This window comes from Nocardioides sp., from assembly GCF_051876515.1.
Lineage (GTDB): Bacteria > Actinomycetota > Actinomycetes > Propionibacteriales > Nocardioidaceae > Nocardioides.
Genome location: NZ_JBJEHY010000083.1, coordinates 1 through 13,613 on the forward strand (window position 1 = coordinate 1; position 13,613 = coordinate 13,613).

Genomic DNA, 13,613 nt, shown 5'->3' on the forward strand with positions numbered 1-13,613 from the left:
GTGCCGATGTAGATCCACGACCCGGCCGTCATCTGGCCGTACATCGTCAGACCGAGGTCCTCCAGGCGGCGGAACTCCTCCCAGTTGGCCCAGTCGCCCACCAGGTTGGAGTTGGCGATCAGCACCCGCGGCGCCCACTCGTGGGTCCGCATGACCCCCACCGGCTTGCCCGACTGCACGAGCATCGTCTCGTCGTCGCCGAGCGTGCGGAGCGTACGGACCAGGGCGTCGTACGCCTCCCAGCTGCGCGCCGCCTTCCCGGTGCCGCCGTACACGACCAGGTCCTCGGGACGCTCGGCGTTGGCCGGGTCGAGGTTGTTCATGAGCATCCGCAGCGCGGCCTCGCTCTGCCACGAACGGGCGGTGAGCTCGGTGCCGGTGGCGGCGTGGATCGGCAGGCGCGGGTTGGTCGTCATGGATCCATGGAAGCGCCGCGCCCAACCCGGCGGCCAGTGCCGTTCAGCGCGTGGCGTCTCGGATCCGAGACCAGCCGGCCCCCGCTCAGCCGCGCAGCAACCCCGTGACCACCTCGACCAGCTCGTCGCAGGGCAGGGCACGACCGGCCTGCTGCTCGTCGTGCTCGTGGTCGGCGGCCAGGGCGAAGATGGTCGTGCTCATGGAGCGCAGGCGCCGCCGGGCTCCCGGCCCGTCCAGCTGGTCGAGCTGCCGGGCGATGCGCCCCGTGACCCGGCGCGTGGCGGGCCACACCGAGGGGTCGTCGAACCGTTCGGCGAAGGACGGCCGGAACCGGATCACCTCCACGAACCGCGAGTAGTGCGTCGCCCCCTGGGCGCGGGGCACCTGGACCGTGGGTTCGACGAGCACCCGGACCAGGTCGCGCAGCGTCGCGTCCTGACCCAGCCCCTCGAGGCGCGCGGCGCGTACCTGCTCCATCGCCCCGGCGCGGTGCAGCAGCGCCGCGACCTCGACCCCCTCGCGGGAGCCGAAGTGGTAGTTCACGGCCGAGTTGTTCCGCTGCCCGGCTTCGTGGGCGATGTCCTTGAGGGAGACGGCTGGCCCCTGCTCGACGTACAACCGCTCCGCGGCGCACAGGAGTGCTGCCTTGGCCTCCGAGAGAGACGGGGTGGGCAGCCCGGTCGCGGCGTCCGTCGTCAACCTCATGGGGTCATCATGCCGGGCACTCACCCTTGACACTTTAAGCGAATCGCCTTAACCATTCATCCGAACCCACCACCCAGGAGGCCTTGATGTCAGACGCAGCTGCCCGGTTCGCCGGCAAGAGGATCGTGGTCACCGGGGCCGCCAGCGGGGTCGGCGCCGCCCTGCTCGAGCGGCTGCGGGCCGAGGGGGCACGGGTGGTCGGCGCGGACGTCACGCCGTCCGACGGCCTGGTCGTCGGCGACCTCACCGACGCGGCCGCCCGCGCCGAGCTGGTCGAGACGGTCGACCGCGAGCTGGGCGGGCTGGACGTGCTGTGCAACGTGGCCGGCATCCAGTCGTTCGCGAGCATCGACGAGCTGACGGAGGAGTCACTGCTGCGCCAGCTCCTCGTCAACACGGTCGCCCCGATCATGCTGGTCAAGGCGTTCGCGCCCGCCCTGCGCGCCAGTCGCGGCAACGTCGTCACGATCTCCTCGATCTCAGCCTCGACCGGACAGGCGTACAACACCGCCTACTGCGCGTCGAAGGCCGGCGTCGCCGTCGGCATGAAGGCGCTCGCGGCCGAGCTGGCCGCGGACGGGGTCCGCGTCAACTGCGTCGCCCCGGGCGGGATCGACACACCCCTGATCGGCCGGGCCGCCGCCTCGATGGACCCCGCACTGGACTGGTCGTACGTTGCCGCGCGCAGCCAGGGCGTGATGGGCGGCATGGCCGCGCCGCTGGACGTCGCGGAGGCCGTGATGTTCCTGGCCTCTGACGCGGCGTCGTCGATCACGGCCACGAGCCTTCTGGTGGACCGCGGCACGCTCCTCTGACGCGCCGGGCGCGGGGCTGGGCAGGGTCACCACTTGACTTGAGCATACGTTTAAAACGTATGCTCAAACCATGGAGACCAACCAGCCCCGCTTCCGCACCCGCACCTGGCTGATGCTGTGCGCGGTCGTCCCGGTCGGCGTCCTCGCCACCGTCCTGGCCGCCTCGATCGGCCGGCTCGACACCGCCCTCTTCTTCGTCGGCGTCCCGGTCCTGCTGGCGCTGGCCATCGGGCTCCTGCCCACCGAGAACTCCGCCGGCACCGTCTTCCAGGTCGTCACGGTCGTGCTGCTGCTCGTCTCGGCGTTCCTCCACGAGGGAGCGCTGTGCGTGGCGATCGTCAGCCCGCTCGTGTACGGCCTCGCGTTCACGGTGTGGGGACTGGTCCGGGCCGCCCAGCGCATGAGCAGCCGGTTCGCCCTGGGCGCCCTGGTCCTGCTCGCGGTCGGCGAGGGTGCCCTGCCCGGCACCCGGATCAACCCCCACCAGGAGGTCGACGCCCAGCGGGTCGTCGCCGCCGAGTGCAGCCAGTTCGTCGACGCCCTCGACCGTGGCCCCTCGTTCGACGAGGCCGACCGCGGCGTGGTGCTGCGCCTGGCCCAGTACCCCGTCCCCACCGCCGCCGACGGCAGCGGGCTGGAGGTCGGGGACACCTGGGAGCTCACCATGCCCGCCGGCTCCATCGACACCCGCGTGAGGGCGCGTGAGACCGCCGCCGACGCCGGACGGATCGAGTTCGAGGTGACGCACGACGGCGCCCGTACGACCCGCTGGGTGTCCCTGACCGACGCCACCCTGACGTGGCAGCAGACCGGCGAGGGTTGCGAGGCCGAGGTCCGCCTGGCCTTCGAGCGCGACCTCGACCCCGCCTTCTACTTCGCGCCGGTCACCGACTTCTTCATGTCGGCCGGCGCGGCCACGTTCCTCGCCGGCCTGGACTGACGGCCCCGACCGACGGTCACGACGATGACGCTCCCAGAACCCCTCCTCGACGCGGACGTCCAGCGCAACCTGGTACTCGGCGTGGCCCTGCTCGCGGTCGGCGCCGCCGCCGTCGTACGGCACCTGCGCACCGGGCTGGCCGGGTACGTGCCCGCCGCATCGCTGGCCACCCTGTGGGCCTGGCTCGCGGTGGTCGCGGTCGAGGAGGTCCAGACGTGGTGGGAGTTCGCCGACGCCCCGACCTCGTTCGCCGGCATGCCGCTGGAGGTGTCGTGGGGCTGGGCGTTGCTGTGGGGCGCGCTGCCGGTGCTGGCCGGCGGGAGCCGGTGGCTGTGGCTGGCCGGGATCGCGTGGGTCGACGCCGCGACGATGCCGCTGCTGACGCCCCTCGTACGCCTCGAGGACGGTTGGCTGTACGGCGAGGTGCTCCTGCTGGTGACCGCTGCCGCTCCCGCGCTCCTGCTGGGGTACGCCACCACTGCCCGCCGCTTCCTCATCGCGCGGGTCCTGCTGCAAATGACCCTGTTCACAGGCCTGTTCACGTGGCTCGTCCCGACCGTCACGATGCGTCTGGACGGCGTCGGCTGGGCCGACGTGGTGGACCACTCGTACCCGGTCCGCTCCCTGCTGCTGACGGTGACGGTCCTGCTCGGCGTACCCGTGCTCGCGGCCGTCGCCGAGCTCGCCGCGGCAGGCGGGACGCCGTACCCGTGGGACCCGCCCGAGCGGCTCGTCACCACCGGTCCGTACGCCTACCTGGCCAACCCGATGCAGCTCGGGATGAGCGGGCTGCTGCTCGTCCTCTCGCTCGCCGCCGGATCACCGCGGCTGGGGCTGGCCGCCGCCTTCGCCGTGCTCTTCTCCGTCGTCCTGGCCGAGCGGCACGAGCACGCGACCCTGACCGCGCGCTGGCCGGGGTACGCGGACTACCGCCGCCACGTGCGGAACTGGTGGCCGCGGTGGCGTCCGTACGCGACCGCGCCCGCGACGCTGTGGGTCAGCGAGACCTGCACCCTGTGCGACGCCACCGGGGTGGCGCTCGACGGACTGGGGCACACGGGGCTGGAGCGGCGGGCCGCCGAGGGCGCCCCGGTCCCGCTCACCCGGATGCGCTGGCAGGCGCCGGAAGCGGCGGGAGCCGGGACCGACGACGGGGTGGCGGCGTTCGCCCGGGCGCTGGAGCACACGACCGTGCCCTGGGCGTGGCTGGGCTGGTGCGTACGGTTGCCGGGGGTGCGACAGGTGCTACAACTCGTGGCGGACGCCTGCGGCCTCGGGCCGCGCGACCTGCGTCCGTACGCCGGCACCACCACCGGCAGCACCATGAGCAGCAGCCCCACGAGCAGCGGAGGAACGCGATGAGCAGCGAGGAGACGCGTACGGCGCTCATGGACGCCGTGGTCCGACTCACCGCCACCAACGGCACCAAGGGGCTCACGGCCCGCGGCATCGCGGGCGAGGCCGGCGTCAACCAGGCGCTCGTCTACTACCACTTCAACGGCGTCGACGGGCTGCTGCACGAGGCGTACGAGCGGGCCACGCTCGAGATGCTGTCGCACTACACGGCCGACCTCGAGGACGTACGGACCTTCGAGGAGCTGTACCGCGTCGGCGCCGTCCTGGCGCAGCGTGCCGAGGTCGACGGCAGCGCCTCCCTGCTCAGCCACGTCATCGCCGCCGCGCACACAGACGAGCGGATGGCCGCGATGCTCTCGGAGAGCATGGGCCACTGGCGCGCCGCCATCACCCGGAGCATCGAACGGATCCTCGCGGCCCGCGGGCTCGACGGGGTCGTCGACGTCGACTCCCTGGCCGGGTCACTCGCCGCCTCGACCGTCGGGATGCTGACCATCGGGTCCGTCCCGGGGCGGCCACTGGGCGACCCGATCCAGGCCGTCAGCGGCCTGCCGCCCCTGCTCGACCGCACCATGCGGTTCGTCCCCGCCGCCCTGGCGCGGCGGATCTTCGGCAGCTCCGCCGGCTGAACCTCAACCGCGTGCGCGCGACCCTCGGTCTGCGGTGCATCCGCGCCACCAAGTGACTCAGATCCACCGCACAGGGCTCAGGGGATGCGGCTCACCGGCATCAGGGCCTCGGTGCAGCCCTCCTGCAGACACGGCGGCGTGGCGAGCACGACCGGGTCCTCGAAGGCAGTGCCGGTGGAGCGGTGCCAGAGGAGCTCGTACGTGCCGGCCTCCTTGTCCTCGCCGGTGACCTGCACCAGGTCCTCGAGCCCGTCGCCGTCGACGTCGACCACCGTCACGTTGGGTCCCTCGACGCCCTCGATGGCGCGGGTCGGCTCCTGCCAGACCTGCGGGGTGCCGAAGGCCCCGTTGGTCCACTCGGTCACCTTGATGCCGTGGCCCGCCTCGTCGCCGTCCATCTTCATGTACTGGACGCTGACCAGCTCGGTGGCGCCGTCGCCGTCGACGTCGGCCGCGACCACGCTGGAGAAGTACGTGCTCAGGGTGCCGTCCTCGATGCGCTGCACCCGGGTGCCGGTGAACTTCTCGCCGTCTGAGAGGAGCACCCGGAACCGCATCCCCTTGTTGCGGTTGTCGGCCATGCTGAACACGTCGGCCTTGCCGTCGCCGTTGAAGTCGCCGATGCCGAGACGGTCCGAGGTGTTGTCGCGGTTGCCGGCCCGGTAGCCGAACTCCTGGGGCGCGTCGAACCCCTTGCCGTTGCTCAGGGCCACGGCGAGGACCATGTAGTTGTCACCCCGGTGCCCCGGCAGCAGCAGGTCGTCACGGCCGTCGCCGTCGAAGTCACCCATCCCGGGGGTCGCCTCGGTGGTGGTGTCGGTGTTCCAGCGCAGCGTCTGCTTCACCGGGTCGCCGAGCGCGTCCTCGCCGCCCGGGTAGATGGTGACGTGCTGCGTCTTCTCGTCCTCGCTCTCCTTGAGCTCGACGAGGTCGAGGCGCCCGTCGCCGTCAACGTCCCCCGCGTACGCGTCGCCGATGAGGCCCAGGTCCTCGACGGGGCCCTCGAACGCGGTGGCGTCGGAGTTGGCCGTGAAGGACTGCTGGGGCAGCAGCTCGATGCCGTCGCCGAAGAAGAACCCGGTCAGGCGCACGTCCCCGTGTCCGTCGTTGTTCCAGTCGCCGCGCACCGGGTCCTTCACGGGCTCCAGACCGCTGAGAGCACCCACGGTGTCCTTGTCCGCCTCGGCCTTGTCGTCGCCCAGGGTGAGCGCCAGCCACGTGCCGCCGGCGACGAGCACGAGCGCCGCTGCGGCCCCGCCGAGCACCAGTCCCAGCCGGTTCTTCCTCGCCGGGGCCGACGGGGCGGGAGTCGCCGGAGCAGGCGCCACGGCACCAGCCTCCGGCGGTGGGGAGCCCGCAGCCACCCCCATGGCCTGCGGGCCCCGCACCTGCGTGTGGTCGTCGGCGGGGACCACGATGACCGGGTCCTTGCCGACGAGGGCGGCGATCGAGAGCAGGTCCTGGCGCAGCTCCTCGGCGGACGCGTGGCGCGCCGTGGGCTCCTTCGCCAGTGCCTTCGACAGCACGTCGTTGATGCGGTTCGACAGCGGGTCGCCACCGGCCAGGTGCGGCACCGGCTCGTTGACGTGGGCCAGCGCGATCTCCACGTCGCTGCCGACGTACGGCGCGTGGCCGGTGAGGCAGGCGTAGAAGAGGCAGCCGAGCGCGTAGATGTCGCTGGCCCGGCTCGCGGGCTCGCCGCGGGTGCGCTCCGGGGCGAGGTACGCCCAGCTGCCCGCGACGTTGCCGAGCTGGGTCAGCCCGTCACCCGCCGCGTCGGGGCGGTTGGACTTCGCGATGCCGAAGTCGCTCAGGTACGCGAACGGCTCGGTGGCGTCCGGGTCGCGCAGCAGCACGTTGGCCGGCTTGACGTCGCGGTGGATGATGCCCGCCCTGTGCGCGTCCTCCAGCGCTGCTGCCACCTGGGCGCAGATGGCGGCCGCGAGCTGCGCCGGGAGCGGACCGCGCGCGCGGAGCAGGGAACCGAGGTCGCCGCCGGCGACGTACTGCATCGCGAGGTAGGCGACGCCGCTGATCTCGCCGTGCTCGAAGATCGTGATGACGTGCGGCGAGTCGAGCTGGGTGAGGATCTCGGCCTCGCGGTGGAAGCGGGTGAGGAAGTCGTTGTCGTCCGCCAGCTGCCCCGACACGACCTTGAGCGCGACCCGCCGCTGCAGCTTGGTGTCGAGGGCCAGGTGCACGACACCCATGCCACCGGCGCCCAGCTGCTGCTCGACGTGGTAGCGACCGAACGCGTCGCCTTCACGGGGGGCGGGATTCATGCTGACCTCACTTCGCTGCGCGCGGGAACCAACGAACGTGTCCCGCCTCGCCCTGTGTCGTGCCCACGGGGCAGCGCCCGCAAACCTCCCGAGGTACTTCGTACGTCGGGGGGACGCGCACCGGGTCAGGCCAGCGGGCCGACGACGCCCTCCACCGCCGCCAGCACAGCGCCGCTGCGCACGAGCTCCACGGCCGTCTCGATCTCCGGCGACAGGTAACGGTCCGGACCGGGCACGCCCGCGTCGTGCTCGGCGAGCAGCGCGACCACGGACGCGGAGGCGGGCGACGGCTCGAGCGGGGCCCGCAGCTGGAGGGCACGTGCGGCGGTCAGCACCTCGATCGCGACCACCCGGGTCAGGCCGTCGACGCTGCGGCGCAGCTTGCGCGCCGCACTCCAGCCCATCGACACGTGGTCCTCCTGCATGGCGCTGGAGGGGATCGAGTCGACGCTGGCCGGCGCCGCGAGCCGCTTGAGCTCGGAGACGATGGCGGCCTGCGTGTACTGCGCGATCATGTGCCCCGAGTCCACGCCCGGGTCGTCGGCCAGGAACGGGGGCAGACCGTGGTTGCGGGCCTTGTCGAGGAACCGGTCCGTACGCCGCTCGCTGATCGAGGCCACGTCGGCGGCGACGATGGCGAGGAAGTCGAGCACGTACGCCACCGGGGCACCGTGGAAGTTGCCGTTCGACTCGACCCTGCCGCTGGTCGAGCCCGTCGAGACCAGGACCACCGGGTTGTCCACGGCCGAGGCGAGCTCGCGCCCGGCGACCAGCGCGGCGTGGTCGACGGTGTCGCGCGCGGCGCCGTGGACCTGCGGCGAGCAGCGCAACGAGTACGCGTCCTGGACCCTGTTGCAGTCACCGGTTCTGTGCGAGGCGACGATCCCGGAGTCGGCCATGACCGCGACCAGGTTGGCCGCCGAGGCCGCCTGGCCGGGGTGCGGGCGGATCGCCTGCAGCTCGGGGGCGAAGACCCGGTCGGTGCCGAGCTGGCCCTCGACGCTCATCGCGGCGGCGACGTCGGCCGTACGCAGCAGCATCCGCAGGTCGGTGATCGCCATGACCAGCATGCCGAGCATGCCGTCGGTGCCGTTGATGAGCGCGAGCCCCTCCTTGGCGGCCAGCTCGACCGGCTCGAGGCCGGCGGCGGCGAGCGCCTCGGCGGCGGGCAGCAGCGCGCCGGAGGCGTCGCGTACCTCTCCCTCCCCCATCAGCGCGAGCGCGCAGTGCGACAGCGGGGCGAGGTCGCCGGAGCAGCCCAGCGAGCCGTACTCGCGCACCACGGGCGTGATGCCGTGGGTGAGCATGTCGGCCATCAGCTGCGCGGTCTGGCGGCGTACGCCGGTGTGGCCGGTGGCCAGCGTCGACAGGCGCAGCAGCATCAGCCCGCGCACGACCTCGCGCTCCACCTCCGGCCCGGAGCCGGCGGCGTGCGAGCGCACCAGCGAGCGCTGCAGCTGCGCGCGCATCTCGACGGGGATGTGGCGGGTGGCCAGCGCCCCGAACCCGGTGGAGACGCCGTACGAGGGGGTCTCGGCGGCAGCGAGGTCGTCGATGACGGCGCGCGCCCGGTCGATCGCGGCGAGGGCGTCCTCGCCCAGGGTGACGGCGGCGCCGTGCCGGGTGACGGCGACGAGGTCGTCGAAGCTGACAGGGCCGGTGCCGACGGTGATCGCATGCATGGGTCCAGCCTCGCGCGCCCCGGCGGTGGTCCACGACCACCGGGGCCCGCAATCGTCTCGGATCCGAGACCGGCCGAGCGGGGCTCAGCCCACGTCGCCGCAGTACTTGCCGGGCTGCGTGACGCTGAGCGGCTGCCGCTGCCGCGCCGCGTCGACCGCGCGCACCGCGTGCGCCGCGACCTCCTCGTACGAGCCGAGTGGTTCGTACGCCGTCCCGTCGGGCCGCAGGTCCTCGATGATCGCCACCGGCAGCCGGTCGATGCGGGCCACCTTGGCGATCCGGAACACCGTGCCCGGCAGGAAGACGACCTCCCGCTCGTGCGCGGCCACCGAGACCTCCTCGATGGCCCGGCCGCTGCGGCCGACCACGACGTACAGCCCCTTCGAGGTGAAGTTCTCCGTCGCCACCCGGGGGTCGCGCGAGGTCGGCAACAGACCCTGCGCGGTGACGATCTGCCCCTCACGGGTGAACCCGGCATCGTCGGGCATGCCGCGGTAGGTGACCCCGCGGTGGCCGGGGAACCTGAGCAGGCCGCGCACCAGGTGCATGGCGCTGAGGGCCGCCCCACTCGGCGGCGGCCCCGGCACGACCTCCAGCAGCCCGGCGTCGACGTACCAGCGCACCGGCCGGTCCAGGACCACCACCGCCCCGCCTCCGGGCTGGCCGAACCACGGCGCCGCGACCCCGTCGTGCACCGTCTCCGGCAGCGGCCCCACCACCCGCAGCACCCGGTACGGGGCGGCGACGTCGGTCGGCGGCTGGGAGCGGAACTGCATCCTCGTGCCGGCCGCGTACAGGTGGTGCGAGGTCTCCTCGCCGAGCAGGTCGAGGAGGTCGCCGGCCCGCACCGTCGCGGGAGCCAGCCCTCCCCCACGGGCGCGGACCCCGGCGACGATCCGGCTGCCCGTCGCGCTGCCGTCAGCATCCTCCTGCGGCGTGACCTCCCGCGCCCGCAGGCCGCCGAGCGGGGTCGCGGCCAGCCGGACCGCCAGGTCGACGGCCTCCTCGGGGGTCGCCACCTCCTCGTACGGCCGGAACGCGCCCCCGCGCGCCGTGGCGCCCACGACGCACCGCTCGACGTCGAGGAGGACCACCCACGGGCCGTCGTGCGCCTTCTCGAGGCTGTCGACGACCTCGACGAACCCGGTGATCGTCGGGTCGGCGGCCTTCGCGGCGTCGAGGCGGAGCCGGGCAGCGCGCACGCGCTCGTCGGCGGGAGTTCCCAGGACGACGGAGACCGTCTCCACGACGTCGGCGAGCTCGTCGAGGGCGACCACCGCGAAGAAGCCGTCGCGCGGGTCGCCGCCCATCCGCCCACGCTTGGCGAGCCCGGCGTCGCCGGTCACGACGGTCACCGAGGCGGCGTCCTCGCAGCGGGTGACGTCGACGGTGCCCCCGGACCAGGTCGCGGTCGTCCGCACGGTCCGCACCCCGGGGCCGTCCAGGAGTGCGGGAAGCGGGTCCGGCGTGCGGTTGAGCGACGTCCAGGGGAGCCCGCCGGCCCGCGACCACGGTGACGCGGAACGGCGTGCGGCGTCGAGTGCGACGAGCACGTGCTCGGTCACCGAGCTGACCTCCTCGAAGGTCGCCGTGCCCGTCCGACCGTCCTGCCCGGTGAAGTGGACCTCGCCGGCCGTGCCGGGACCGGGCGGCCGGACCGCCCGCACCTCGACGGTCTGCGCCCCGACCCGCGCGGTCACCCAGACCTTCTCGACCGCCTCGCGCTCGATCTCGGGCAGGGCGACCAGCGCCGGCACGCCGTCGGTCCGTACACGTGCCAGCAGCTCGTCGGCCGGAACGCCGTACCCGTTCCCCGTCGCGTACGTGCGTGTGCTCCCCCGGTCCCACGTCTGCATGCGGGCGATGTTCCCAGTCACCCGCCCACGAAACCAGCGACCAGTGCCAGACTGCGGCCCATGAGCCAGGTCCCCGCCGCCACCCGCACGCTGCGGGTGCTGCGCTTCCTGGCCGCCCAGGCGGACCCGGTGCCCCTGGAGCGGATCGTGCGCGCCTGCGACCTGCCACGCTCGACGGCGTACCACCTGCTCAACGCGATGATCGACGAGGGCTTCGTCGTCCACCTGCCCGACGAGCACCGGTACGGCCTCGGCGTCGCCGCGTTCGAGGTCGGGTCCGGGTTCAGCCGGCAGGCGCCGCTGCAGCGGATCGCCCGGCGGCCCCTGGCCGCGCTGGTCGACCAGACCCGGTACGGCGCCCACCTCGCGGTGCTCCACGGCCGCGACGTGCTGTACGTCATCGAGGAGCGGGCGCCGGGCCGCCCGCCGCTGGTCACCGACGTGGGCGTACGCCTGCCCGCCCACCTCACCGCCAGCGGTCGCGCCATCCTGTCCGCGCTGCCGGCGGCGCAGGTCCGGGCGCTGTACCCCGACCGGGACGCGTTCGTGGACCGCCACGGGGTCGGACCGTCGTCGCTGACGACCCTGCGGACGCTGCTGCAGGAGACGCGCCAGCGCGGGTACGCTGTGGAGCGGGGCGAGGTGACGCCGGGGCTGGCCAGCGTCGCGGCGCCGGTGCTCGACCACAACGACCACCCCCTCGCCGGGCTGGCGGTGACGTTCCCCGACGACGTCCCCGCCGACGAGGTGTCCGCCCTGGCCGCCGCGGTGGCCCGGACCGCCGAGCAGCTGGGCCGGCGGATCCAGGGACGCTGAGCCTCAGCCCCTGATCTTGCGGGCGCGGACCAGGATCCGCGAGTGGTACGTGCCCGCGTCGTCGCGGTCCCCGCAGGTGATGAGGACGATCCGCGGCCGGCCCGTGTCGGCGTACAGCGCGGCGATCTGCTCGTCGGACAGGCTGCGCACCCGCTGCTTGCGGGTCACCTTGAACCGGTGCTTGCCGACCCTGACGACGTTGCCCCGCCGGAGCGAGGAGAGGTGGTCGAAGACCCCGTCGCCCGCCTCCCAGGTGTGACCGGCGAGCACGGCACTGCCGCGCTGGCCGGGGACGACGCCGTCCTTCCAGCGGTACACGGTGGTGGCGCTGCCGCCGACCGCGAGGCTGCCGTCGTCGCGCAGGCCGACCGCCTTGACGGGGGCGTCGACGGAGATCCGCGCGATCCGGACCCGCTGGCCGGCAGCAGCAGCGCCCGACCGCTCGAGAGCGGGTCCGTCCGCGGTCGCGGTGGCCGCCGGTACGCCCAGCAGACCGATCACCAGCAGCGCCGACGACGTCGTCGCGGCAAGCCCTGCACGCATGCGAAACCTCCCCTGTGGCTGCCACCCGAGTGGCTCCGCACCCCCGCGCGGACGATCCACCGTAGGTCGGCCGCCCCGGGAGGGGAACACGGTCCAGACCACACCCGGGCGTACGCCTCAGGCGTCGGTGACCTCGAAGAGCCGCAGTGCCCCCGACGCGACGTACGCGGAGATCGGCTGGTCGAGCTCGACCCGCCACGCGCCGGCGCCCGGCTCGTCCTGCCCGGCGCGCACGGCGTGGCAGCTGACCGGGAGGACGTGCACCAGGAGGTACGGGGTGGCGTCGGCGGCCCCGGAGGTGCCAAAGGGGAACAGGTGGGTGCCCGCACCGTCGCCGGGCGCCTCCAGCGGCGTACCGACCTTGACCTCCGAGGCGGGCAGCGTGCCGTCGGCGCCGGCCGCGTCCATCAACGACACGGCCAGCGCGGCGGCCTGGGCGGTGAGGGCGCGGGGGCGTACGGGTGCGGTCGTCATGGGAGACAGTGTGGCCGAGACGAAGTTACTCATGGGTAGGATCCATCTCACGGTTCACCCCGACCCCCGAGAAGCGTGCGCCCATTAGGCTTCCCAGAGCGTCACGCCCGAACGAGGAGCAGCCCACCCCATGCAGATCTTTGCGATCGTCGTCTCTCTAGCCATCTCCGTGGTGGCCATCGCCTTCACCGCGGTAGCCGTCAAGAAGATGCTCGGAGTCATCCGGCTCGGTCAGCCCGCCATCGGTCGCACCGGTTCGCCCGGCAGGCGCACGCTGACCATGCTCAAGGAGACGGTCCTCCACACGCGCATGCTGCAGTGGACCTGGGTCGGCATCCTGCACTGGTTCGCGTTCGCCGCGTTCCTCGTGCTGTCGACCGCGGTCGCGGGCGCGTACGGCCAGCTCTTCGACGCCCACTTCGTGCTGCCGATCGTGGGCCACTGGCCGCTCTACACGTGGATCGCGGAGTTCCTCGGCCTCCTCGGGACGCTCGCGATCATCCCGCTGATCATCTACCGCGTGAAGAACCGCCCCTCCAAGGAGGGACGCGGCTCGCGCTTCTTCGGCTCGACCATGTGGCAGGCGTACTTCGTCGAGTTCATGGTGCTGCTGGAGTCCTCGGCGATCCTGTTCATCCGCGGCGCCGAGTACAACCTGCTCTCCCTCGAGGGGTCCGAGCACGCCCGGGGCGCGGAGTTCCCGATCTCGCAGTTCTTCGGCGCCCTGTGGCCCACCGACGACGCGCACGCGCTCGAGAACATCATCTACGTCATCGCGATGATCAAGATCGTCTCCGCGATGGTCTGGCTGCTGATGATCGCCAACAACCTCACCATGGGTGTGGCCTGGCACCGCTTCACCGCCTGGTTCAACATCTGGTTCAAGCGCGAGGAGGACGGCAGCACCGCGCTCGGCGCGATGAAGCCGCTGGTCTCCGGCGGCAAGGCGATCACGCTGGACGACGTCGACGACCTCGACGAGGACTCGATCCTGGGTGTCGGCAAGATCGAGGACTTCTCCTGGAAGGGCATCCTCGACTTCACCACCTGCACCGAGTGTGGCCGCTGCCAGTCGCAGTGCCCCGCCTGGAACACCG

At 72.8% G+C, this 13,613-nt stretch carries 11 protein-coding genes and 2 pseudogenes; 6 read left to right on the forward strand and 7 right to left on the reverse strand.

The window, feature by feature from the left end; all coding sequences use genetic code 11:
• Both ACI379_RS05700 and ACI379_RS05705 read right to left on the reverse strand, forming a co-directional pair.
• A pseudogene (locus ACI379_RS05700) lies at window positions 1–416 on the reverse strand (urocanate hydratase); the annotation flags it as partial.
• An 85-nt stretch (window positions 417–501) separates the two neighbouring features.
• Window positions 502–1,122 (reverse strand): hypothetical protein, encoded by a 621-nt coding sequence (locus ACI379_RS05705; protein ID WP_439791107.1) that lies wholly within the window; start codon window positions 1,120–1,122, stop codon window positions 502–504.
• Window positions 1,123–1,208: 86 nt separating this feature from the next.
• Here ACI379_RS05705 and ACI379_RS05710 point away from each other — a divergent pair, with 86 nt between their 5' ends.
• The 4 genes from ACI379_RS05710 to ACI379_RS05725 all read left to right on the forward strand — a co-directional run bounded on the left by ACI379_RS05710 (window position 1,209) and on the right by ACI379_RS05725 (window position 4,862).
• Window positions 1,209–1,937: an SDR family NAD(P)-dependent oxidoreductase gene (locus ACI379_RS05710; RefSeq protein WP_439791108.1), complete on the forward strand. Its 729-nt coding sequence runs from the start codon at window positions 1,209–1,211 to the stop codon at window positions 1,935–1,937.
• Window positions 1,938–2,007: 70 nt separating this feature from the next.
• Window positions 2,008–2,877: a hypothetical protein gene (locus ACI379_RS05715; protein WP_439791109.1), complete on the forward strand. Its 870-nt coding sequence runs from the start codon at window positions 2,008–2,010 to the stop codon at window positions 2,875–2,877.
• Window positions 2,878–2,901: 24 nt separating this feature from the next.
• The gene (locus tag ACI379_RS05720) at window positions 2,902–4,239 is read left to right on the forward strand and encodes a methyltransferase family protein (protein ID WP_439791110.1); all 1,338 of its coding nucleotides are present in this window, start codon (window positions 2,902–2,904) and stop codon (window positions 4,237–4,239) included.
• Window positions 4,236–4,862 carry a TetR/AcrR family transcriptional regulator gene (locus tag ACI379_RS05725; RefSeq protein WP_439791111.1) on the forward strand — a complete coding sequence of 209 codons (627 nt, stop codon included), beginning with the start codon at window positions 4,236–4,238 and terminating at the stop codon, window positions 4,860–4,862. The genes ACI379_RS05720 and ACI379_RS05725 overlap by 4 nt, the downstream gene beginning before the upstream one ends.
• A gap of 77 nt (window positions 4,863–4,939) precedes the next feature.
• Here the strand turns inward: ACI379_RS05725 and ACI379_RS05730 are convergent, their stop codons facing one another.
• The 3 genes from ACI379_RS05730 to ACI379_RS05740 form a co-directional block, all read right to left on the reverse strand.
• Complete coding sequence (locus ACI379_RS05730) at window positions 4,940–7,144, reverse strand: protein kinase domain-containing protein (RefSeq protein WP_439791113.1); 2,205 nt, start codon at window positions 7,142–7,144, stop codon at window positions 4,940–4,942.
• Window positions 7,145–7,269: 125 nt separating this feature from the next.
• Window positions 7,270–8,826: a histidine ammonia-lyase gene (gene hutH / locus ACI379_RS05735; protein WP_439791115.1), complete on the reverse strand. Its 1,557-nt coding sequence runs from the start codon at window positions 8,824–8,826 to the stop codon at window positions 7,270–7,272.
• Between the two features lie 84 nt (window positions 8,827–8,910).
• Complete coding sequence (locus ACI379_RS05740; RefSeq protein ID WP_439791117.1) at window positions 8,911–10,704, reverse strand: TNT domain-containing protein; 1,794 nt, start codon at window positions 10,702–10,704, stop codon at window positions 8,911–8,913.
• Window positions 10,705–10,743: 39 nt separating this feature from the next.
• Here ACI379_RS05740 and ACI379_RS05745 point away from each other — a divergent pair, with 39 nt between their 5' ends.
• Window positions 10,744–11,499 carry an IclR family transcriptional regulator gene (locus ACI379_RS05745; protein WP_439791118.1) on the forward strand — a complete coding sequence of 252 codons (756 nt, stop codon included), beginning with the start codon at window positions 10,744–10,746 and terminating at the stop codon, window positions 11,497–11,499.
• Window positions 11,500–11,502: 3 nt separating this feature from the next.
• Here the strand turns inward: ACI379_RS05745 and ACI379_RS05750 are convergent, their stop codons facing one another.
• Both ACI379_RS05750 and ACI379_RS05755 read right to left on the reverse strand, forming a co-directional pair.
• The gene (locus ACI379_RS05750) at window positions 11,503–12,042 is read right to left on the reverse strand and encodes a class F sortase (protein WP_439791119.1); all 540 of its coding nucleotides are present in this window, start codon (window positions 12,040–12,042) and stop codon (window positions 11,503–11,505) included.
• A 117-nt stretch (window positions 12,043–12,159) separates the two neighbouring features.
• Window positions 12,160–12,516 carry a hypothetical protein gene (locus tag ACI379_RS05755; protein WP_439791120.1) on the reverse strand — a complete coding sequence of 119 codons (357 nt, stop codon included), beginning with the start codon at window positions 12,514–12,516 and terminating at the stop codon, window positions 12,160–12,162.
• Window positions 12,517–12,646: 130 nt separating this feature from the next.
• Between ACI379_RS05755 and ACI379_RS05760 the strand changes: the two are divergent.
• A pseudogene (locus tag ACI379_RS05760) lies at window positions 12,647–13,613 on the forward strand (Fe-S cluster protein); the annotation flags it as partial.